The organism is uncultured Tenacibaculum sp., assembly GCF_947502995.1.
GTDB lineage: Bacteria > Bacteroidota > Bacteroidia > Flavobacteriales > Flavobacteriaceae > Polaribacter.
On sequence record NZ_CANNBW010000024.1, the window covers coordinates 26353 to 48616 of the forward strand.

Genomic DNA, 22264 nt, shown 5'->3' on the forward strand with positions numbered 1-22264 from the left:
CAAAAAGGAAAACGGAAAGCGTGAAGAATTTGTTAAAGCGATTTAGATCTCTATTAAAGTTTTAAATATTCAAATGGATAGAGATAATTGATTTTTCGTTCCAAAAAAATATACTTTCATGCCAATTCTATTTGCGTTAAAGGAAAATCATATCTAAAAATTATGACTTGCTATTTAATTTAGCGATTGATTACAGTATTGTAATCCAATAAACTATACTAAACATGGAAATAATGAATTATAGAAACTTAGTAAGTGTATGTGTTTTCTTTTTACTTGGAATGATTTCAATTACAAGTCAAAGTATAACTAGTATGAGTCCGTCTAAAGGTTCTTTAGCAGGAGAAACTTTAGTGACATTAAAAGGAAGTGGATTTGACAAAAATAAATCTGTTGGAGTCTTTTTTAAAAATGCAAAATATCCGAATGGAGTAGGAGTTTCAAATATTACTTATGTAAATGACTCTACTATAACCTTTAAAACATCAAAACGATCAAATCCTCAGAGTTTTTCTGTGTATTTAGAATTAAAGAAAGATGCTAATAAGGTTTATGCTCCAATTAATTTTGAATATAAATTGCCAGAAGTAAATACAATGAGTCCAGATACTACTTCAGTAAAAGGAGGGAAAACTATTACTATAAAAGGAAAGTACTTTTCAGGAGCAACTTATGTGAAGTTTGGAAAATCGGGTAACAAACCAATATCTGTAAACGATTCTGTTATTAAAGTTGTAAATCCCCCTCATGTAGCTGGTAATGTAACTGTAGCTGTAGATGTTCAAGCTCAATATGTATCAGTACCTTTTCAATTCAATTATAAAAATAATTCTGTAAAAAACACTTATGAATTATCTCTAGAAAATCTTACTGGATTGAGCTCAAATTACAAAGTTTATGTATTAGGTTACAGTACAACTTCTAAGAAATATCTTGCTCTTGATGAAAACACGAAAGAAGGAAGCTTTAAATCGTTTTCAATTAAAAAAGGATATGTAGAATCTTATGAATTAGGAAAAGATATAACAAGTATCAATCTATCGAATAAAAATGAAATTAATGGAGCACGAATTTATTTTTTCGTAAAAGATACTAGTAAAACATATCAAGATAATTCAAGTAAAACACCAAATGGAAATTTAGGATTTAAATTTAATGCATCGGGAGCTAATGTATTTCAGGTAAACAACCCGCCTCAAGACCAGTTTCCTCAATATAGTTATATAGAAGCAACATTCTTGAGTAAACAAAACCTGTATATAGATGCTTCTTTTGTGGATGGATTTTTCTTCCCAGTTTCTATACTTGCTGAAGATAAATCAGGAAAAGAATTAGATAGAGTAGGGCAAACTTCAGGAATAAGTGGAAATGAAGTAATTGAAGCATACCAAACATTTTTAAACCAAAAAGATGTTTCTAAGGGATATAAAGATTTAGTGTATACACCTCAAGGAGAATCATCTGTTTTGTTAAATCCAGGTATGTATTTAGATAGTAATACAAATGATTTAGATATAGTATTCAATAAAGCTATAGAACAATTATTTACAGATGCTAATATGAAAATGAATATTTGGCAAAACGGAAATGGAAAGTTTGCTAGAAACTATGCTGTAACTCCAATAAAAAATATGGTTTTTCCAGGTACTACTAATACACATTCAGCATTAGAGTTCAAAAGTTCTAATGCAACAACATTACATATATTTAATCCAGTTGGTTTTTCTGTAGTTTCTTACAAAGATTCAAAAAGTGGAGATATAAAACCGATTTTTGGAAAAATAAGTAATAATGTATTAACATTTAAAAATCCATTACCATCTGATTGTGGTTTAGTAACAGGAATGTATGTAAGTTCTGGAGGAGGTTCTACAGATGGAACAACGCGAATTACTGCAATTACTAAATTAAATAATACTATCACATCTGTTACTTTAAATTCAAGTACAGATTACCCTAGTTACTTTCAATACAAATTTTCTAAAGCACCAACGAATTATTATTATTCACCTGGGCACATGACTTTCGCTGGAATAGGTTTATTTGCAGATGGAGTTTTTAGATACTCAAATGCCAATGATCAAGTTGTAGTAAAAGGATTAGAAAATCAAATAAGTACAGCATTAAATAGAGGTGTAGCATTATTAAGTTTTCCTGATACTACTTCCGCTGGTAGAACAACTAAAAATTGGGGGGATGAAACAAAATGGTATCCAGCAGGACAACCACAAAATATGTTTTCATATTTTATGCATACGGCTAAAGTTGGTACAAAAACTATTTTTTCACTACCTAAAAACGCAGTAAAATCGGCGAGAGGAACATATATGGCAAAAGCATATGGATTTGCATATGATGAAAATCCTATTGGAGGAAATCAAGGAAATCAACCACAAGTTCCTTCAGAATTTCCAGGAGTTTTCCCTAAGAAAACAGATAAACTTAAATTAATTTTAGGTGTTTGGAAGAAAACAAAGTAGACTAATGAACCTTAATTAAAACTAAATATATCATGGAAACTAAAAATCAAACCATTTTAAATATTCCAGCTGGCTGGGTTGGAGGCTTTGCAAATTCTAATCCAGAATTTGCTTATCCAAATCCAAATTTAACTTCGTTACCAATGCCTGATAACATGTTAAATATTGGAAGATTACAGCGTCAGCAAGCTGTAAAATGGCCAGAATTTAGCTGGGAAACAAAAATGGGGGCTGCAGATCCAAAACGATGCTATCAAATGTTTGCACCAGATATTTCAAGAATTGGGTATACAAATGAAGGTAGAGTATATTCTATTATTTGTCCGCAACAAGGTATTACATCACCACTTTTTGGGTCATTAAATGTAGAAGTAACTGTTACTGGAACAAGAGGTTGGGTTAATGAAGATAACCGAGAATTAGCGGCAGAAATGGGTGTTGTAGGAAAAATATGGTTTAGTCCACCAAAATCGAAAGAAGGTTGGATAGTTTCTGGAATTCAGAAGTTATTATGGGATAAATTACAAGATGCTCGTTTTCCATTTCCTTTTACTAAGTCTCAAGCAATAATGGTTACAACTCATAAAAATGGAGATCCAGATCAGCCGGTATTTCCAGTGAGAAAAGGTTTAAGTACAGGTTTTCCTATACCAGATTTTGCTAAGCACGAAGCTGAAGCTTGGACTGTAGGGAATTTAGAAGTTCAAATAGGCCCAATTGTAAAAACAGGATATCCAATAGTTGACGAATTTAATGCATTGGTTATGGATGTTTTCAACTTAGGTTCTGGTAATATGTTACAAGAAAAGAACGTGCTAACATGGAATGTTTGGTTTACAGAACCAGAACTTGTAGATCAGAATGAATGGGCAAGTCATGCTTGGAGATGGAGACAATCTATAGATGCAGATCATGGTTCTCCAGACGGACCAGGAACTGAAGCTAGATATTACGACGGAACTCCATTTAGTGTTGATTTTGATTTAATAAAAAAGCAAGAAGAATCAAAGTTAATGAGTTTTTTAGAGCATTTTGATAGTCAAGAAAAAGACAAAATTTTAAAAGCTGTAGAAAGTATTTAATTTCTAATACAGCATATTATTCAAAAATATTTTATACCATCATTTCTTTTATTTTTTGAAAAAATGATGGTGTTTTATTTAGCAAAAAGTTGACTCATATCTTTAAAAGCTTTAAACTCTAAAGCATTATTTTCAGGATCGTTAAAAAACATAGTAGCTTGTTCTCCAACTTTTCCTTTAAACCGAATCGTTGGCTCAATAACAAATTTTGTATTTACACTTTTTAAATGATCTGCTAATTTATGCCAGTCATCCCAAGATAATACTACACCAAAATGCGGAACAGGAACATCATGTCCGTCAACTGGATTTGTAATTGATTTTGTTGGAATAAAATTTTCTTTTTGATGAATTACCAATTGATGTCCAAAGAAGTTAAAATCAACCCAATGTTCAGCACTTCTGCCTTCTTCACATTGTAAAATATCTCTGTAATAAGAACGACATTTTTCTAAATCTTGAACAGGTATGGCAATGTGAAAAGGTTGTATCATTTTTTTTGTCTAATATTGAATAGTTTCAAAGATACTATTCTTCAGTTTTTAAATCAATAATAGATTTATAAACCTAACATAGAACCAGAATATACATAAAAGGTAACTAAAACTAATTCGCCAATAAATACGCCAGTAAACATATATTTAAAAGGCATTTTAATAATTCCTGCAACATAACAAATAATATCAGTTGGAACTAAAGGGAAAAAAGACCATCCTAAAACTAAATATGTAGCTTTTGAACTTTGGAGTTTACTTTCCCACTTTTTAACTTTTTTAGGATATTTTTTTTCTAAATATTCACTAAAACCTAAAAGATCTGCAAAGTAATAAAGAGATGTGGCAGATAACATAATTCCTACCATAGATATAACTAATACCAAGAGTAATTGATCTGGAAATAATAAAACGCCAGTAATTACAAAAGGAGTACTCGGAATTAAGAAAAAACCTCGTATAAATGATAGTAATATATATACAGTCATAATTTGTCCTTTATAAGAACTAATAAAATCTTTAATATACTCAACAGAGAATATTTCTGGATTTTGAACATAGCGATATAAAAGATAAATAAGTAATACTCCCCAGAGTATATAAAAGATCTTTTTTCCTGTCTTTAACATAGTTTTCTTCAAAAAGGTTAATAGTGCAATTATTATTCTATTTCTAGAATTTACTTGATAAGACGACCATTTAAAAGAAATGTTACTTCTGTTTTAAAAATAAAGAGATTGTAGTTAAAAAGTGTAAACTGATTTAGTTATCAGTTAAATAATAATTTAGGAGCGAAGAATACCAATAAAATAGAAAGTAGTATTAAATAAAAACCATACAAAACAATTTTACTTTTTATTCCATTTGTGATCAGTAAAAACAAGAAAAGCATAGCGATTAAAATTAACCCTAAAGGTGAGTATATGAAAATTAGAAAGAATAAGTAAAAATCAAGCAGAGGTAATAGATTGAGGTAGATTAAGATTAACAATATATTATAAAGAATAAAAAAGCCAATAATTAATTTATTAGCCTTTCTTCTTTTACGTTCGTATCTGGTTGACATTAATATTCTTATTGAGGAGAAATTCGTACAGCAGTTCCGGTAATAGAAACAACCAATACTGTTGAACTTGATACAGTTTCAATATCAATTTTAATTCCTACGACGGCATCTGCATTTAGTTTTTCAGCATTGCTTTTGAGTTTTTGAAAAGCTTCTTCTTTAATACCATCTAAACCTAATTCATAAGCTTCGTAATATTTTTTCATACTAAACATATCTTTAAAAGACATTTTAGTTCCGTTGTGGTTGTATGAAGAGTTGTAAGAAATACCGGTTACAATTCCTTTGTATTCAGTTATTTTGTATCCTTCAATCGAGTTAGTTGTTGTTAAAATCATAGTTAATATTTTTAATATTAGTAGTAGAAAAGAATCTTTTGTTACATTCTAATATTTAGAAACCAACAGCTTTATCATCACCTCGATGATCTGCTCCACCTTCTAGTTTTCCATCAGGAAGTACTAAAATAGCATCAACTTTACCAATTACAGGTGAGTTAGTTTCATCTAATTTATACCCTAAAGATTTTAATTTGTTTTTAATTTCTTCAGAAAAACCGTTCGGTTCCATTTTAATATCATCTGGTAACCATTGATGATGAAAACGAGGTTGATTAACAGCTTCTTGCATTCCCATCTTGTATTCGTGAACATTTAAAATTGTTTGTAAAACAGAAGTGATTATAGTAGAACCTCCTGGAGTTCCTACAACCATAAATAATTTTCCGTTTTTCTCAACAATAGTTGGTGTCATAGAACTTAACATTCTTTTTTCTGGTTCAATTTTATTTGCTTCAGCACCAACTAAACCAAACATGTTTGGTACACCAGGTTTACTGCTGAAATCATCCATTTCATTATTTAAAAAGAAACCTAGTTCGCTACAATATAATTTAGAGCCAAAAGCAGCATTAATAGTTGTAGTTACAGAAACTGCATTTCCGAATTGATCAACAATAGAGTAGTGGGTTGTTTCATTACTTTCTGAAAATGTAATATTACCATGAGAAACATCACTAGAAGGAGTAGCTTTATCAAAAGTAAAGTTCTCCATTCTAGAAGTACTATAAGGTTTACTAATTAAAGTTTCCTTTGGAATTTTTACAAAATCAGGATCACCTAAGAAAAAACTTCTATCGGCATAAGCTCTTCGTTCAGCTTCAGTAATTACTTGAATAGATTTAGCAGAATTATGTCCATATTTATCTAAATCATAAGGTTCGATAGCATTCATAATTTGTGCTAAACAAATTCCTCCACTAGAAGGCGGGGCCATAGAAATAATTTTTAATTCATCGTAATTAAATACGATCGGAGTTCTCCATTTAGCTTCGTATTTAGCTAAATCTTCTTCAGTAATATATCCTCCGTTTTCCTGCATGAATTTAGCTAATATTTTTGCTGTTTCACCTTTGTAAAATTCATCTCGACCATTTTTTTGGATTCGAGTTAATGTTTCAGCTAAAGACATATATTTTATAGTGTCACCTTTTTTCCAATTGTTATCTAATAGAATAGTTTCAGTATTTGCTTTTCTGAAATCTGGGGTATGCTTTTTCAAACGATTTTCTTGTTTTTGAGTTACAACAACACCTTTTTTAGCCAAATTGATAACAGGTTGTATAATTTCTTCGATAGGAAGCGAACCGAATTTTTTATGTGCAGCAAAAACTCCAGCAACAGTTCCAGGAATACCAACAGCAGTAGCTCCTACAGTGCTTTTTCCTTTAATAACATTTCCAAGAGAATCTAAATACATATTTTGAGTTGCTGCCATTGGAGCTTTTTCTCTATAGTCTAATGCACCGATTTCACCATCATTTTTTCGATACACCATAAATCCGCCACCTCCAATATTTCCGGCATAAGGAAAAGAAACAGCTAAGGCAAGTTCAGTTGCAGCCATAGCATCGAAAGCATTACCACCTTTTTTAAGAATATCAGCTCCAATTTTAGAAGCTTCTTCTCTTGCAGAAACAACCATGGCTTTTTCGGTGATTAATCCTATTTCTGGTTGTTTTTTACAATTAAATAGTAGTATGATGCATAAAAGTAAGGCAAAACTTTGTTTCATTTGGTTGAAGGTTTATAGAGTTTTTGGTTTTTATAAAATTAGATTTTATCAATTTCTATAGCTACAAAATTGATCAATTCAAACATAAAGGTTTGAAAATCATTTTCAAGATCTGTGTAATATAATTCCAGATCTTCAATAGCTAAATTCATTTTAGATTTTCCTTTGGTTCGTCTATTCATTCCGTTTAAAACATCTTGAATTCCATCTGTAAATTGGTAATTATATAACCAATTGTATTGTATCATGTAAGGAAGTAAATGTTGTGTTTTTTCAGGAAGAATCTCTTTGTTTTTCTCTAATAATTGATAAATACTGTTAGTGTAAATATCTAAAGGAATTTGAGAGTAATTGCTCCAGTTTTTAGCAAGAAAATGGTCGTAAAAAATATCAATAATAACACCATCGTAATGCCCGTAACGTTCATGTAAACGACGTTTACTTATTCGAACAATTTCATTAGCATCAGTAAATGTGTCAATAGCTCTATGGAGATATATTCCTTTTTGAATGTCTTCTGGATAATGTTTGAATTTATTTCCTCTAACATGATCGGCAATAAAATTACCTATCATGATTTCATTATTGTTTGGGGATAAATACAAATGGGCTAAAAAATTCATTGTTTAAAAGTAAGCAAAAAACATAAATTCATCTAACGATGAAAAAATGTATTTTACTTTACAGAAAACTCATGTGTAAAACGTATTGATTTACCACTATTTGAATATCCTTCAATTATAATTTCATAATTACCTGAAACATCTGATGTATAAAAATTAATTTTCTTTTTAGAGTCTATATTAGGATTCCAATATAACTGTGTTCTGAAATCGGGAATTCTATTTTTTGATGAGGTGTTATAATTTTCAAAATAGTATTCTTTCTTCGGTTGAATATTCATTACAGAAACTTGTTTGATGTTATCTGTAGGAATAAAATCTTTCTTAAATGTATCAATAAATGTTATTCCTTGATAAATCGAATTTCCGTAGCAATATTTACGATTTACTATAGATATTTTATTGATTTTAGAACAGTCAAAATCCATAAATTGGTCATGGTCAAAAACAATATGACCATCAACAATTAATAATGAAGGAATATTTCCGATAAATCCGGTTGTTTTAATATCCTCTGACGGAACTATAATTCTATATTTTTTATTTTGAGATCTAATTCTTGCCTTTGTAATAATTTCAACAAAAGTTTCCCGTAGTGATTTAAATCTTTTGTAATCATCCAGAACATAGGTTGTCTTTCTTTTATCTAATAAAATATCATTAGTGTTAAAAGAAGACGTAGTATCTTTTTTAACTTCATAATAAGCATTTTTTATCTGTGCATATATTGTACGATCTTTTATAGCATTAACTATATGTTGTGAAAGATCAATTTTAGGAAACTCTGAATTAACTTTAGTTTTTGTGTCATTAGCCGTTATTATTTCATATTCTGAAGCGTTAGGAACTAGAATTTGTAAATAAATTTTATCTGTATTTAAATATGGGATATTAAAATAAAATTCACCATTATGATTTGTAGTAGCCATTAATGGTAAATGATTATTATTTATAGATAAGGAAACAGATTTGTTGGTAACGTTACTGCCTTTTTTTGATACAATTTTTCCTTGAATTAAATTTCCTCTTAATTCAGGTAAAAATTTAATGTTATTGTTTAGTTGATTTTTAAATTTTGCTTTCTGTTCGTTTTTTAAAGGAAGGTTAATATTATTTTTCCTTTTTACAGATATTGACAAATGTTCTTTAGAAGAAAGATTTAATTTATTTAAATCTAAAATTACTTTTTCTCTTTTATTGTAGTTTGATTTATTGGTGATTGAAATTTTTGATTTACTAGAAGAATGCCTATTTATTTTATAATCTATTGAAGTATTGTTTTTAGTAATAATGTCATTAGAAAAAGGATTAACAACAAATACATTCTCTTCAAAATAGTTATTATAATTTTTCATCCAATTTGTATAACAAATTAGTTTGTAAACACCTGTTTTAATATTTGTGTTTATAAAAAGATCGCCAAATCCAATACCAGATTCTAGCTTTATTTTTTGTTTTATAATAGTTTCATTTTTAGGAGATAATAATTCTAAATAAGCTATTTTACTATATTCTGAAAAATCATTATTCTGATTAAAACAGTAGATTTTATAATATAAAGTTTCACCGGTTATTAAAAGCTCGTTATTGTAATGTAATTGTATGTTTTCCGTTGGGAATTGTTCAGTGTTTTTAACTTTAAATGAATGTTCAGATTGAGCATTTACAGCTAAAAATAAAAATGTTGATATAAATAAAAATATTTCTTTCATGAATTTGCAATGTTTTTTAATCTACCCAAAAACTTGGAGCAATTGGAGGTCCGACACTTGTACAATCACCACATGTTCTACCAATTAAAAAATAAGGTCTAGTAGTTGATTGAGGATTATTAGGATCTTCCATAAAAAAGATATAACCGTTACCATTTAAAAAATTAAAAAGCGGTGATCCACCAAATTGATCTTCTAAAGCTGGATTAACTGTTTCTTGACAAGAAGATGTTCTTACGTAATTAATAAAACTAGTATCGGTAATATCTTCTCTATTCATATAAAATCTTTCAGTATACACAGATGAAACTTCAAAAAAACCTGAAACTTTATTTTCTGAAGGATTAGTTTCAGAAGTAATATTGCTAGGAATATTTCCTAGTTGTACTTGAGAAAAAATATTATCAGGATCAGAAAATTTACTTAATAATTCATAATAATCGTATGTGTTTTTATTTAAAACATATTGATTAACAAGAATACTATAACGAATTCCAATAATATAACTATCTAAAACAATTGTTCTTAAAGGAAAAGCTAATACACGATCTTCTCCTAATGTTTTTGTTTCTGTAACCATAATTTTTTTTGCCTTTTCATTTCCATAACAAAAACCAACACCATAAATGTTAGGATCTTTGTCAACTAAGCTAAAATTATATGGATTAGTAGAAACAATTTTAATTGTTTTAGGACTCCAGTATGTTGCTTTCACTTTGTAAGTTTCATCGTATGAATATCGGTAATACCCACCATCTCCACTGTTAAGAATACTATTAGCTTTAATAACCAGAGATTCTCTTCCATCGTCATTTAATTCTATATCAAAATCAAGTTTGTCAATCTCAGAAATTGGGGGTAATTGTTCTGCTGTAGAACTGTATTTTAAACCTGATGAAGTTTCTATATGTAAAGTGTAATTTTTTAAAGGTTCAGCAGCAAACTGTACATTAGAAGTATATGTTCCACTCATGTTTTCACGAAAATTATATGTAATTCCTGTGTCATCGGTAATATAAACGGTTGCATTTTCAACAGGATTAGTTCCAGTAGAATCGATATGAATGGTTTTTGAAAGAAGTATATCGTGATTCTTTAATTCATTTGTTAAGATAGCTTTTACAACAATATTTTCTTCAAATGTTATATCGTCAATTTCTAAAGGTTGTATACAACTAGTTACAACCTGAATTATAATTAAAAAGTAAATGAAATGTTTTTTCATAGTTTAAAATTTGAAATTGTAAGTAATTGTAGGAATTGGTGTAGAGAAAATAGAACTCTGATAACTTTTTACGTTTCCGTTAGAAGTTTCAAAGAAAGCAGAATAAGGGTTATTTCTACCTAAGACATTGTAAATAGAAATATTCCAGAAGCTATGAGCGAATTTTTTAATTTTATGATTTCCTTCTATATTAATTCCTATATCCATTCTGTAATAATCAGGTATTCTAAATTGATTTCTATTGCTATAGGTTAAAAATTCAATATCATCAATCACATATTTTCCAGTAGGGTAGGTGATTGGTTTTCCTGTTTGATAGGTAAAGTTGACAGATAAACTGTATCTTTTAGTGAATTTATAATTTAATACAGCATTTAAGTCGTGAGGAATATCATAATTGGTAGGGAAAAATAAGCCATTATTTACACGTTCTTCATCAAAATTACTATCTAATTGAATTAAAGATCTAGAATAACTGTATCCTAACCATCCGTTTAAACGTCCTTTATTTTTTCGGAATAAAAATTCGACCCCATAAGATTTACCATTTCCTTGTAAAACTTCGGTTTCTATATTTTCATTTAATAATAAGTTTGCTCCAATTTTATAATCAAGTAAATTTTTGTATTCCTTATAGTATCCTTCTAAGCTAAGTTCGTATGTATCGTCGCTTAAATTTTTAAACAGTCCTAAAGAAATTTGAGAACCTTCTTGAGGTTTTATATTGGTATCAGAAAGTCTCCATGTATCTACTGGTGTTGCAGTTGTATTGTTATTTAATCTATGGATATACTGAAAGGACTTATTAAAACCTGCTTTTGCAGAAAAACTATCACTAAATGAATAACGGCCAGAAAGTCTGTAACTTAAATTATGATATGTTTTAAAAATATCGTTTTCACCATGTTCAATTGTGTTAACAAGAGTTGATTCATTTTTCGGAACGCCATTTTCATAAATTCTCTCAGAAGCAGAACCTAAAGCCAAATATTGATTTAATCTTAATCCGACATTAAAATTTAGTTTCTTATTTATTTTAATTTCATCTAAAACAAAAAGACTGTTTTCAAGTGCTTTTTCATCACGAACGTTTAAAGGAATTACTTCTGAGTTGATTCCTTTAGGTGCAATTGTACCTGGATTAATATTATATAGTTTAGACTCTAATCCATATTTAAATTTATGAGTTTTCGAATGATTATAGTTCATTGAAAATTTTAAATCAGTTTCATTAACTCTGTATTTTAAATCAAAACCTTTATTGGTTTGTCCACCGTCATAATCGATGTTAAAAGCATAATTACTATTCGATAAAGTTAGATTAGCAGTATTTTTTTCATTGAATTGATGTCTCCAATTTAGAGTAACTAATGTATTTCCGTATTGGTTAATTGTATCAGAAGCAATTTGATATTCATCTTTACTGTGATACGCGGTAATTTTTAATGCATCTTTATCGCTAAATGTATGCTGGTATTTACCTATAACATCGAAAAAAGAAACATTACTATTTTGAAGTTCTTTATTATCAATTAAATTCAAAATCCAACCCGAATAAGTACTTCGACCACCTATGATAAGTCCTGATTTTTCTTTAACTATAGGAATATCTATATGTACATTTCCGGTTACAGGACCAATTGAAGCCTCTCCATTGAATTTTTTTGTGTCAGGAGCTTTGGTTTTAATATCAAAAACAGAAGATAATCTACCACCATATTCTGCAGGGATAGTTCCTGTGTAGGCTTTTAAATCGTTGGTTGTAAAAGGATTTATAGCAGAGAATAAACCTAAAAAGTGAGTCGGATTGTAAATAACTCCATTGTCTAATAAAAATAAGTTTTGATCTACTTTACCACCTCTTACGTTTACACCTTCAGAACCTTCTCCAGCAGATTTAATTGCAGGTAAAGTAATAGCTACTTTTAAAATATCTCTTTCTCCTAATACTGTAGGAATCGTTTTTATATCTTCTGCTTTTATACTACTGATACCAGCAATAGTTTGACGAATATTTTTTGTTTTATTTGCGTTAATAAATACTTCATCTAGCTGTTCAGAAACTTCGTTGATAGAAAAATTTAAACGACCGTTGTTGTATACAATTAGTTTTTGAAATTGAGTTTCAAAACCAGAAAATGCAGTTTCTAAATCGTTTTTACCATAAGGAAGTTTAATGCTGTATTTTCCTTTTTTATCAGTAGTAACATATATATTTTTATTGCGCTCTAATATAGTTACTCCTTCAATAGGTTTTCCAGTTTTATCATTTGTTATCGTTCCAGATAGCGTGTACTTTTCTCTTTTAATACTTGTTTCTTTTCCGATTTTAATAATACCATCTTTTGAATTAGGAGAGGAGTCTACAAAGATTGGAGCATCATTATTTGTATCGTTAAGTTTTGTGTTAAAAACACTATTTTTAATCAAATTACCTTTCGATAGAATAATTTTAGAATCTTCTAATATGTAATAGTTGATGTTACTAGCATCAAATATTTCGTTTAGTATTTTTTCCAGTTTTACATTTTTATAAGAGAAAGTATAGCGCTTTTCAGAAAACCAATTTTCCAGAAAGTAGAATTGATAATTTGTGTCTTTTTCTATGAGTTCAACAATTTCTAATGCTGTTAAACTATTGGCTGTGATAGTAATTTTTTTTCCTTTTTCTTGAGAATATAAAACGAGAAACAAAAAATAAGTTAGTACGAAAAGTAGTTTCTTTTTCATTTGTTACGCTTGTATTGTTTTCATTAGTTTAGATATAAATTGGCTAAAATCATTTTTGAATAATGATTTATTTTGATTGAAGAATTTTGAAATAATCTTTTTCTTTTCTGGATAAATTTTTTTGAAATCTCTTTTTGATTTTACAGTATAGTAGTTATTCTTCGTGTGTAGAATGTATCGGTCTTGTTTTTTTTGAAATGTGTGATGGATATAATTTCCATCATTATTTTCCTTACTAACTTTATAGTGTTTTCTATAAATACCGTATTGCTTTTGTTCTTCTAGTTTCTCAACAAAACCAAAATTTTTTAATTTAACAAATGAAGTAGTTCCAATATTAAAACTGCTTAGAAAGTCTTTTTCTGGAATTATGGAAACATGTTGATTCTGATGTTCAATTTTTAGAATAATAAAGTCCTCAACTAAATCATATTTTATAAATACGTTAAAGAAAGTTTCGTTTCTATAAGTAACACTTCCTTTTTTGAATAGGTCAGTTTTAAAAAAGTTATGATTATCTTTTGTTTTTTTGATGTACTTTTCTTTATAAACAGGCCCGTAGCTAAGTTTTGTATTTACATTTCCAATGGCTTTATCTAAAAAAGAATAAATAAGTCTGTTTTCTGCTTTTTCTTGGCCAAATGATATTTGTATAAATAGCAGAATACTAAAGAAAGTGATAAACTTCTTCATTTCATAGTTTTAGTTGGTTAATTAATCTTACAATGCAATTTAAAAATTGCTACAAATTAATAAACGAAAAGCAATTATTTTGATTTTTTGTTTTAAATAAATGTGAATTAACTATAAGTTTTTTCTTTATTGGAGTAAGTTTATGAAATAAATAAAGCTCTTTTAAATCGATTAAAAGAGCTTTATTTTTTTATAGTCAGACTATTATTAGTTTTTACTTGGAATATTTTTTAAAATTTCAAGTAAGAATTTCCAAAACTTTTGCATTGAAGGAATTTGTGCTCTTTCATCAGGAGAATGCGCTCCTCTAATATTTGGTCCGAAAGAAATCATATCCATTTTAGGGTAATTTTGACCTAAAATTCCACACTCTAAGCCAGCATGACATGCAGCAACGTGTGGTTCTGCATCATTCATTTCTACATATAAACTCTTAAGTACTTTTAAAATATCTGAATTTGTGTTTGGCAACCAACCAGGATAAGAACCAGAGAATTCTACATCAAATCCAGCTAATTCGAAAACAGAACGTAAAGAATTTGCTAAATCCCATTTATTAGTTTCAGAAGAAGAACGTGTTAAACAACCTATTTTAATAGCTCCGTCTTTAACAATAACTCTTGCAACATTGTTAGATGTTTCTACTAAATCTTCAATATCCGGGCTCATACGATAAACTCCGTTTAAAGCTCCGTAAATAGATTTGATTAAGCCGATTTGAACACCTAAATCCATTACAGTTTCAGGAGTTTCTACTTCTTTAAGTTCAATAGTTAAATTTTCTTCTAAAGAAGCAAACTCGTTTTTAATTTCGTTAATTAACTCATTTAATTCAAATAAGAAAGGTTCTTTAGAAACTGTATCGATAACTACAGTAGCAAAACTTTCTCTTGGAATAGCGTTACGTAAACTTCCTCCATTAATTTCAGAAATACGTAAACCATAATTTGTAAAACCATCAAATAATAAGCGATTCATTATTTTATTGGCATTACCTAAGCCTTTATGAATATCCATTCCAGAATGTCCACCATTTAAACCTGTTACAGAAAGTTCGAAAGCAGTAGTGTTTTCTGGAGTATTTTCAGATTCGTAAGTTCTAGTAGCAGTAATGTCTACACCACCAGCACAACCAATTCCAATTTCATCATCTTCTTCAGTGTCTAAGTTTAAAAGAATATCACCAGTTAAAATTCCGCCTTCAAGTCCCATTGCACCAGTCATACCAGTTTCTTCATCAATAGTAAATAAAGCTTCGATTGCAGGGTGAGGAATATCGTCTGAAGATAATACAGCCATAATAGAAGCAACTCCTAATCCGTTATCAGCACCTAAAGTTGTTCCTTCAGCTTTAACCCAGTCTCCGTCAATAAACATTTTAATTCCTTCAGTATCGAAATCGAAATTTGTGTCTGCATTCTTTTGGTGAACCATATCTAAGTGACTTTGCATTACTATGGTTTTTCTGTTTTCCATTCCAGCAGTAGCAGGTTTACGAATAATAACGTTACCTACTTTATCTACAAAAGTTTCTAAGTTTAACTTTTTACCAAAATCAACCATAAATTGTATCACACGTTCTTCTTTTTTAGAAGGACGAGGAACTGCGTTTAAATCTGCGAAGTGATTCCAAACTACTTTTGGTTCAATATTTCTTATTTCTGAGCTCATTCCTTTTAGTTTTGTTTGATGATTCAAAGGTACATCTTTTGGTGTTTTTAAAGAAGTTATTCTAGTGTTTAGATGATTTGTTTTTTACTATGTCTTTCTTTTAGATTGTTGTAATTTCGCAATATGGATTTTTCATCTAAACTTCTTGAAAATGCTGTTAATGAAGTTAGCAGATTACCTGGTATTGGGAAGCGTACAGCTTTACGTTTAGTTTTACATTTATTAAAACAACCTTCAGATAATACAAAGTACTTAACAAATGCATTAACTCAGCTAAGAACTGAAGTTAAAGAGTGTAGAAAATGTCATAATATTTCAGATACAGAATTATGTCATATTTGTAGTAATCCAAATCGTAAAGAAGAGATTGTTTGTGTTGTTGAGGATATTAGAGATGTAATGGCTATTGAAAATACAGGTCAGTTTAGAGGTTTGTATCATGTTTTAGGAGGAAAGATTTCACCAATAGAAGGAGTTGGCCCGCAAAATTTGAATATTGAATCGTTAGTTGGTAAGGTAAAGAGTGGAGAAGTTAAAGAAATAATTTTTGCTTTAAGTTCAACAATGGAAGGTGATACAACTAATTTTTATATTTATAAACAAATAGAAAGTTATGGAATTACAACTTCAACCATAGCTAGAGGAATTTCGGTAGGAGATGAGCTGGAGTATGCAGATGAGGTTACTCTTGGTAGAAGTATACTGAATAGAATTCCTTTTGAAAATAGTTTAAGACAATAGATAATAAAAAAAGAGCATTTTTTAAAATGCTCTTTTTTTATTTTACTTTTTAACAAGTCTTTATTGTTTTTTCCAAGTAGTAGCACCAAAAGTAAATTTAGTATTGTTATCTGTGAAGTTTATTGTGAAAACTTCTGGAGTAGTTTCCCCATCTTCTAAAACTTCATAAATATTACTTCCATTACTTTTCCAAGTACCTTTGTCAACGCCGTCAGAAGTACAATTAGAAGCATCTGTACCTCCAAATAATTCACTAGTAGTAGTTCCGTTACTGTTAAAAACTAAAGTAGATTGTTTTGTACATTCATTAGTTTCATCAATTGTTTGACCATTGTCAACAATAACTTGTTTTTCTAACTTCCAAGTTCCAATGATTGGATCTGATACAGTTTCTTCATCTGAACATGATACAAATAATAAGATTGCTGCTGCGATTGATAATAATTTTTTCATAATATATTTAATAATTTATTTAGGAAAGGCAAATGTAATTAAATTTGCCAGAGACTTAACGTCTTTAAAATGTAAATTATTATATAGTTTTTTGCAATTTTATTTTAGAAATTAATTGATGTATTAAAATAAAAAAAGAGACTATATAGTCTCTTTTATTGTGTTAAACTTCTCTAGTTTTAGATAGGTCTTATTGTCTTTTCCAAGTGTTTTCTCCAATAACTAATGTATTATTATTATCAGAAAAAACAACAGTAATAACGTCAGCAGTTGTTTCACCGTCTTCTGTGAATTCATAAACTCCACTTCCGTTATTTTTCCAAGTTCCTTTGTCTACACCTCCAGAAAGACATTCAGTACCATTATCACTAAAAAATTCTGAAGTAATAGTATTGTCACTATTAAAAGTTAATGTAGAGTTTTTTGAACATTCTGTAGTGTCATCAATAACTTGCCCATTGTCAATAAAAACTTGTTTTTCTAACTTCCAAGTTCCAATAATTAGATCTGATACTGTTTCATCTTCTGAACATGATACAAATAGTAAAATTGCTGCTGCGATTGATAATAGTTTTTTCATAATGTATTTAATAATTTGTTTCGGGGTGCAAATCTAATTAAATTAAAGTTACAAACTATTGATATTTAGTAAGGTGTTTTCAAAAAAAAGAGTGCTTTTGCACTCTTCTTATTTATATTGTTTGAAATGTCTTATTTACTGTTTTTTGTAAACTGTATTTCCACTGACAATTCTAAAGGTTTTATTTTCGTCAGAAAACTCAATTTTAGATTCTATATTATTAAAATTGTATAAGTCATCACCTTTATTTTCCCATGTATTTTCTCCTGTTATAGAAATACATGTACCTCCTAAATCTTGAAAAGTTTCAGAAGATGTAGTTTTATTAGAACTAAAAGTAATTGTTGATTGCTTTTCACAATCAGTAACTTCAGTACCATCTACTGAGAATAAATTCCATATTCCTACAATAGGATCGTTAACATTTTCATCATTAGAGTCGCTTGAACACGAACTAAAAAGGGCTAAAAAAAATAAAGCGTAAATAAATTTATTCATTTTTATATATTTTATTGTCTCTTATAAGTTTGGCGAACTACTACCATAGTTTTTCCGTCTTCAGAAAATTCAAAGTCTACATCAGGTCCAGAAGTGTAAGTGTCTCTTCTAAGATTATAAACATCATTACCTTTACTAGTCCATTCACCAGTTACATTTAAAATTTCATCACAGCTATTGTTCACCATGTTATATTCTATCTGGCTGTATGAATTATCTTCATTAAAGATAAATGTAGTCTTTTTTAAACAATCATTAACTTCTACACCATCTGTACCAGTAAACAAAGTCCATGTTCCTATTATTGGATCTTTAGCTTCAGTTCCGTCGCCGTTGTCGGAATCACTATCTGAATCTGTTCCACCATTTGAGTCAGATCCATCTCCTCCGTCAGTTACAACTTCACCACTAGTATCAGGATTTACCATTTCTGAGTCGTTAGATGAACAAGAGAATAAGCATAATAAAGCTAAGGAAAGAATAATAATTTTCTTCATAATATGGGGATTTAAAATTTTTCGAAATATAGGTATTTATTTTTTAAAGCGTATCCTCTGAGTTTTTATTGTTTTCAATAAGTTCTTTTTCGTATTTGTCCCAACTTTTTTTGTTTCTGATTCTTTTATATAATCGAATACTAAGCATTAAAAGAACAGAGACAAGAACGATACCAACAACACCCCAAATCCAATTGATTGCGTTTTTTAAAACAACTAAAAATACAACTGCAAAAAGAATAATAGTAGCCAACTCATTCCAGATTCTAAGTTTAAGAGAACTGTATTTTACTTGATCTCTTTGTAATTGTTTGAAAATTGAATGACAAGCCCCATGATAAAAATATAAAGCTAAAACAAAAGATAGTTTTATATGCATCCATGCTTCAGATAAATACCAAGGCCTTAAATAAAGCATCCAAAAAGCAAAAAGACTGGCTAAAATGGCAGAAGGCCAGGATATAATATACCAAAGTCTTTTTTCCATTAATTTATATTGATCTTGTAATATTTTCTTTGCTGGTTCTTCTTTTTTTTCAGCTTCTGTATGATATATAAACAGTCGAACAATATAGAATAAACCTGCGAACCAAGTAACAATAAATATGATGTGTAAAGATTTTACATAATCAAAACTCATAATCTAGTTTTTTTCAAATTCATGAATCCATTTTGCTAACGCATCTACCCATTCTTCATTATCATTTAAACAAGGAACAGTGTAGAATTCTTCACCGCCAGCTTCTTCAAATTCTTCTTTACCTTCCATGGCAATTTCTTCCAAAGTTTCTAAACAATCAGAAACAAAAGCAGGAGTTACAATGGCTAACTTTTTAATTCCGTCTTTTTCAGCTTTTTTAATAATTGTTCTATCAGTATAAGGTTGTAACCATGGATCAACTCCTAAACGAGATTGGAAAGTAGTTGTAACATTGTTTTCATCTAAACCTAACTCAGCAATAACATTTTTTGTGGTTTGAAAACATTGATGACGGTAACAATAGTTATGTGCAGCAGATTGTGTATTACAACAGCTTCCATCAATTTTACAATGCGATTTAGTAACGTCTGATTTACGAATATGTCTTTCTGGAACTCCATGATAAGAGAATAAAATATGATCGTAATCTTTATCCGATAAATAATCTTTGATACTATTTGATAATGCACTGATGTACTCTTTTTTATTGTAGAAAGGAGGAAGGTCAGTCAACGTCATATTAGGAAAATGTTCTTTTCTTAATTCTTCAGCTAATACTAAAATAGTTTCAGTAGTTGCCATTGCAAATTGTGGATATAAAGGAACTAAAAGTACATCTGTTACTCCTTTATCATGTAATTCTTGTAATCCTTGTTTGATTGAAGGATTTCCATAACGCATTGCTAAAGCTATAGGAAGATCTGTTTTGGCTTGTACTTTTTCTTGTAGACGCTCAGAAAGTACAATTAAAGGTGAACCTTCTTCCCACCAAATCTTTTTATATGCAGCAGCAGATTTTTTTGGACGCGTATTTAAAATGATTCCTTTAACTAAGAACGAACGAAACCAATATGGAAAATCAATCACACGTTCATCCATTAAAAACTCTCCTAAATATCGTTTTACATCTTTTGGATCTGTACTATCTGGAGATCCTAAGTTTACTAATAATACTCCTTTCATTCTCTATAATTTATCTAATGCAAGCTCGATCATTAAGACTAAACTTGTTTTTACCAATTGTATTTTTATTTATTTTTTTGAGAGACAATTTTTTGCCCATTACCAAGTATTTTAAGGCTTTTCTATTGTAGTTTCTAAAGCAATCAAAGTTTTTTGAATCGTTTTTACCGATTACAATATATTTGAAGTCATATTTTTCTTGAATTCTGATATCTTTTTTAGATAATTCTGCTCGAAAAACATAGAGTTTCATGTTGTTGGTTTTCCAGTCATCTCTAACACTATTTTTAATAACATTACATTCTTCAAGAAAAGAAATAGATTTATGCCTCTTTCTTTTTGTCCAAGCATGTTGATAATTGTATGTTTTTACAATACTATCATTTATATAGAAGTTGATAAGGTATTCTGATTGTTTTTTTTCTATGTTTAAATCAAACAAACCTTCTTCATTTAAAAGTTTTTTTTCTTTAAAACCATCAACACTAGCGAATACTTGAGGGAAATGTTCTGAAAAGACTTGAGAAGTATATAGCTTTCCTCTAATACTATTCTGAGAATATATTACAAAAGGTAACCATATTAAAATATGTAAAAACTTCTTCATCTTTTGAGTTTTCTAATTTTTAACTTCTGCCTCGTTTAATTGATTCGTAACTTCATATAAAGTAATAGCTAAACTATGAATAACATTCATGCTAGAATTTCTTCCAAACATTGGAATAGAGATTGTTGCATCTACCAAATCTATATGTTCTATTCCATTTCGTTCGCTACCCAAAAGTAAAACCAATTTTTCATGATTTTTAAAATCAAAATCTTGAATATTTATGCTTTTATCAGTTATTTCGATACCAACAATTGTATTTCCTTCTTTTTTTAATTGAGCAATTAACTCAGAAAAATCTGAATAGGTTTCATTATTAATCTGTTGAATTGTATTTCGTGCTGTTTTTTTTACAATTCTATTGTTTAAAGCTGGTGAACTTTCGTGCAAATAAATTTGTTGTACACCAAAACTTTCTGCGATTCTAAAACACATTCCAATATTTTCAGGTGTTCTAATGGCATCGCAAACTATAGTTATAGGAAACTCTTTTGCTTTATTTTCTATTTCGTAATGTGTCAGTTGTTTCATTTAAACTTCTAAATCTAATAAGAATTCATTCCATAAACTATCTTTAAACTTCGATTTAAAGAACCCAAAATGTCCGATATTATCAACGTTATAGTTTTTTGGAGTTAAATGTTTACGAATGATTTCTGCATTAAAGTATTTTTTAGTCATCCAATCAATTGCTTTTTTAGGAGCAAAAGTATCATTGTCTGTACTGTATGACTTGATTTTACCTTTTATTTGATGATGGTATAATTCTTCTTTTTTCTTGTAATGAAATAAATAATCTTTCTTGCGTCCCCAACTAGCAAATTCTTGCGCCATTGATTTCGGAAGATTTTCCATTCCTGTGATTTTTTTGCTTGGTAAATATCCAAATACAGTTGTGAAAACTGGAAAGATAACATGCCAGTTAAAGTACATTTGAAGTCTACCAAAACCTTTCCAATGTTTAAAATAACCAGATTGACTAGCTACTAAAACTACATTGTTAATGTATTTGTTAGCTGGAGTTAATCCTAAGATTTGCCCGCCTATACTATGACAAACACAATCTATCTTAGCTTCTGGATGTTTTTCTTTAATATAATGTAAAACACTATTAATGTCGTTAATTGCCCAATTAGTAAGAGAAATATCAAATGCTTTTAAGTTATCTTTTTTAGAAGCTCCAATTCCAGCATAATCAAATGTATATGCAGTAATTCCTTTTGAGCTCAAAAATGAAGCAAATTTCTGATAATATCCTTGTAAAACTCCAGTTGCAGAACATATCAAAACAACTTTGTTTTTATTCGAATTACTAGAGAATTTAGTAAGACTTATGGCGTGACCAAGCGGAGTTGTTATTTCAAAAACTTCCATAA

General features: G+C 29.1%; 22 protein-coding genes. 3 read left to right on the top strand and 19 right to left on the bottom strand.

Features of this window, described 5'->3' with window-relative positions:
- Positions 1-233 precede the first annotated feature (233 nt).
- Together Q1A46_RS17605 and Q1A46_RS17610 are read left to right on the top strand one after the other, a co-directional pair.
- Entirely contained in the window at positions 234-2480 is a 2247-nt protein-coding gene (locus tag Q1A46_RS17605; RefSeq protein ID WP_299682017.1) for an IPT/TIG domain-containing protein, read from the top strand.
- A 32-nt stretch (positions 2481-2512) separates the two neighbouring features.
- Positions 2513-3562: a hypothetical protein gene (locus Q1A46_RS17610; RefSeq protein ID WP_299682020.1), complete on the top strand. Its 1050-nt coding sequence runs from the start codon at positions 2513-2515 to the stop codon at positions 3560-3562.
- Positions 3563-3636: 74 nt separating this feature from the next.
- Here the strand turns inward: Q1A46_RS17610 and Q1A46_RS17615 are convergent, their stop codons facing one another.
- From Q1A46_RS17615 to Q1A46_RS17660, 10 genes are all read right to left on the bottom strand, one after another.
- Positions 3637-4056, bottom strand: a complete 420-nt coding sequence (locus Q1A46_RS17615; RefSeq protein ID WP_299682023.1) for a VOC family protein — start codon at positions 4054-4056, stop codon at positions 3637-3639.
- 65 nt (positions 4057-4121) lie between these two features.
- Entirely contained in the window at positions 4122-4685 is a 564-nt protein-coding gene (locus tag Q1A46_RS17620) for a TVP38/TMEM64 family protein (RefSeq protein ID WP_299682026.1), read from the bottom strand.
- A gap of 445 nt (positions 4686-5130) precedes the next feature.
- A complete protein-coding gene (locus tag Q1A46_RS17625; RefSeq protein ID WP_299682029.1) occupies positions 5131-5460 on the bottom strand; it encodes a YbjQ family protein in 330 nt (109 codons plus the stop codon).
- A 55-nt stretch (positions 5461-5515) separates the two neighbouring features.
- Positions 5516-7195 (bottom strand): gamma-glutamyltransferase, encoded by a 1680-nt coding sequence (gene ggt / locus Q1A46_RS17630; RefSeq protein WP_299682032.1) that lies wholly within the window; start codon positions 7193-7195, stop codon positions 5516-5518.
- 38 nt (positions 7196-7233) lie between these two features.
- A complete protein-coding gene (locus Q1A46_RS17635; protein WP_299682035.1) occupies positions 7234-7818 on the bottom strand; it encodes an acyl carrier protein phosphodiesterase in 585 nt (194 codons plus the stop codon).
- A gap of 53 nt (positions 7819-7871) precedes the next feature.
- Positions 7872-9530 carry a hypothetical protein gene (locus Q1A46_RS17640; protein WP_299682038.1) on the bottom strand — a complete coding sequence of 553 codons (1659 nt, stop codon included), beginning with the start codon at positions 9528-9530 and terminating at the stop codon, positions 7872-7874.
- 16 nt (positions 9531-9546) lie between these two features.
- Positions 9547-10755 carry a DUF4249 domain-containing protein gene (locus Q1A46_RS17645; protein ID WP_299682041.1) on the bottom strand — a complete coding sequence of 403 codons (1209 nt, stop codon included), beginning with the start codon at positions 10753-10755 and terminating at the stop codon, positions 9547-9549.
- Between the two features lie 3 nt (positions 10756-10758).
- Entirely contained in the window at positions 10759-13485 is a 2727-nt protein-coding gene (locus tag Q1A46_RS17650; protein WP_299682044.1) for a TonB-dependent receptor domain-containing protein, read from the bottom strand.
- Between the two features lie 3 nt (positions 13486-13488).
- Entirely contained in the window at positions 13489-14178 is a 690-nt protein-coding gene (locus tag Q1A46_RS17655; RefSeq protein ID WP_299682047.1) for a hypothetical protein, read from the bottom strand.
- A 207-nt stretch (positions 14179-14385) separates the two neighbouring features.
- A complete protein-coding gene (locus Q1A46_RS17660) occupies positions 14386-15849 on the bottom strand; it encodes an aminoacyl-histidine dipeptidase (RefSeq protein WP_299682050.1) in 1464 nt (487 codons plus the stop codon).
- Between the two features lie 123 nt (positions 15850-15972).
- On the opposite strand from Q1A46_RS17660, the gene recR reads away from it, so the two are divergent.
- Positions 15973-16590, top strand: coding sequence for a recombination mediator RecR (gene recR, locus Q1A46_RS17665; protein WP_299682052.1), 618 nt, complete (start codon positions 15973-15975; stop codon positions 16588-16590).
- Positions 16591-16650: 60 nt separating this feature from the next.
- Here recR and Q1A46_RS17670 read toward each other — a convergent pair whose 3' ends face one another.
- The 9 genes from Q1A46_RS17670 to Q1A46_RS17710 all read right to left on the bottom strand — a co-directional run bounded on the left by Q1A46_RS17670 (position 16651) and on the right by Q1A46_RS17710 (position 22262).
- Positions 16651-17043 carry a lipocalin family protein gene (locus tag Q1A46_RS17670; protein WP_299682055.1) on the bottom strand — a complete coding sequence of 131 codons (393 nt, stop codon included), beginning with the start codon at positions 17041-17043 and terminating at the stop codon, positions 16651-16653.
- A 190-nt stretch (positions 17044-17233) separates the two neighbouring features.
- Positions 17234-17623 (bottom strand): lipocalin family protein, encoded by a 390-nt coding sequence (locus Q1A46_RS17675; protein ID WP_299682058.1) that lies wholly within the window; start codon positions 17621-17623, stop codon positions 17234-17236.
- Positions 17624-17758: 135 nt separating this feature from the next.
- Positions 17759-18121, bottom strand: a complete 363-nt coding sequence (locus Q1A46_RS17680) for a lipocalin family protein (protein ID WP_299682061.1) — start codon at positions 18119-18121, stop codon at positions 17759-17761.
- 11 nt (positions 18122-18132) lie between these two features.
- Positions 18133-18618, bottom strand: coding sequence for a lipocalin family protein (locus Q1A46_RS17685; RefSeq protein ID WP_299682064.1), 486 nt, complete (start codon positions 18616-18618; stop codon positions 18133-18135).
- 43 nt (positions 18619-18661) lie between these two features.
- Positions 18662-19258 carry a CopD family protein gene (locus tag Q1A46_RS17690; protein ID WP_299682067.1) on the bottom strand — a complete coding sequence of 199 codons (597 nt, stop codon included), beginning with the start codon at positions 19256-19258 and terminating at the stop codon, positions 18662-18664.
- Between the two features lie 3 nt (positions 19259-19261).
- Positions 19262-20281, bottom strand: a complete 1020-nt coding sequence (gene hemH / locus Q1A46_RS17695; protein WP_299682070.1) for a ferrochelatase — start codon at positions 20279-20281, stop codon at positions 19262-19264.
- Between the two features lie 10 nt (positions 20282-20291).
- Entirely contained in the window at positions 20292-20888 is a 597-nt protein-coding gene (locus Q1A46_RS17700) for a hypothetical protein (RefSeq protein WP_299682073.1), read from the bottom strand.
- 12 nt (positions 20889-20900) lie between these two features.
- Positions 20901-21419 (bottom strand): TrmH family RNA methyltransferase, encoded by a 519-nt coding sequence (locus Q1A46_RS17705; protein ID WP_299682076.1) that lies wholly within the window; start codon positions 21417-21419, stop codon positions 20901-20903.
- Entirely contained in the window at positions 21420-22262 is an 843-nt protein-coding gene (locus Q1A46_RS17710) for a serine aminopeptidase domain-containing protein (RefSeq protein ID WP_299682078.1), read from the bottom strand.
- Between the last annotated feature and the right edge of the window lie 2 nt (positions 22263-22264).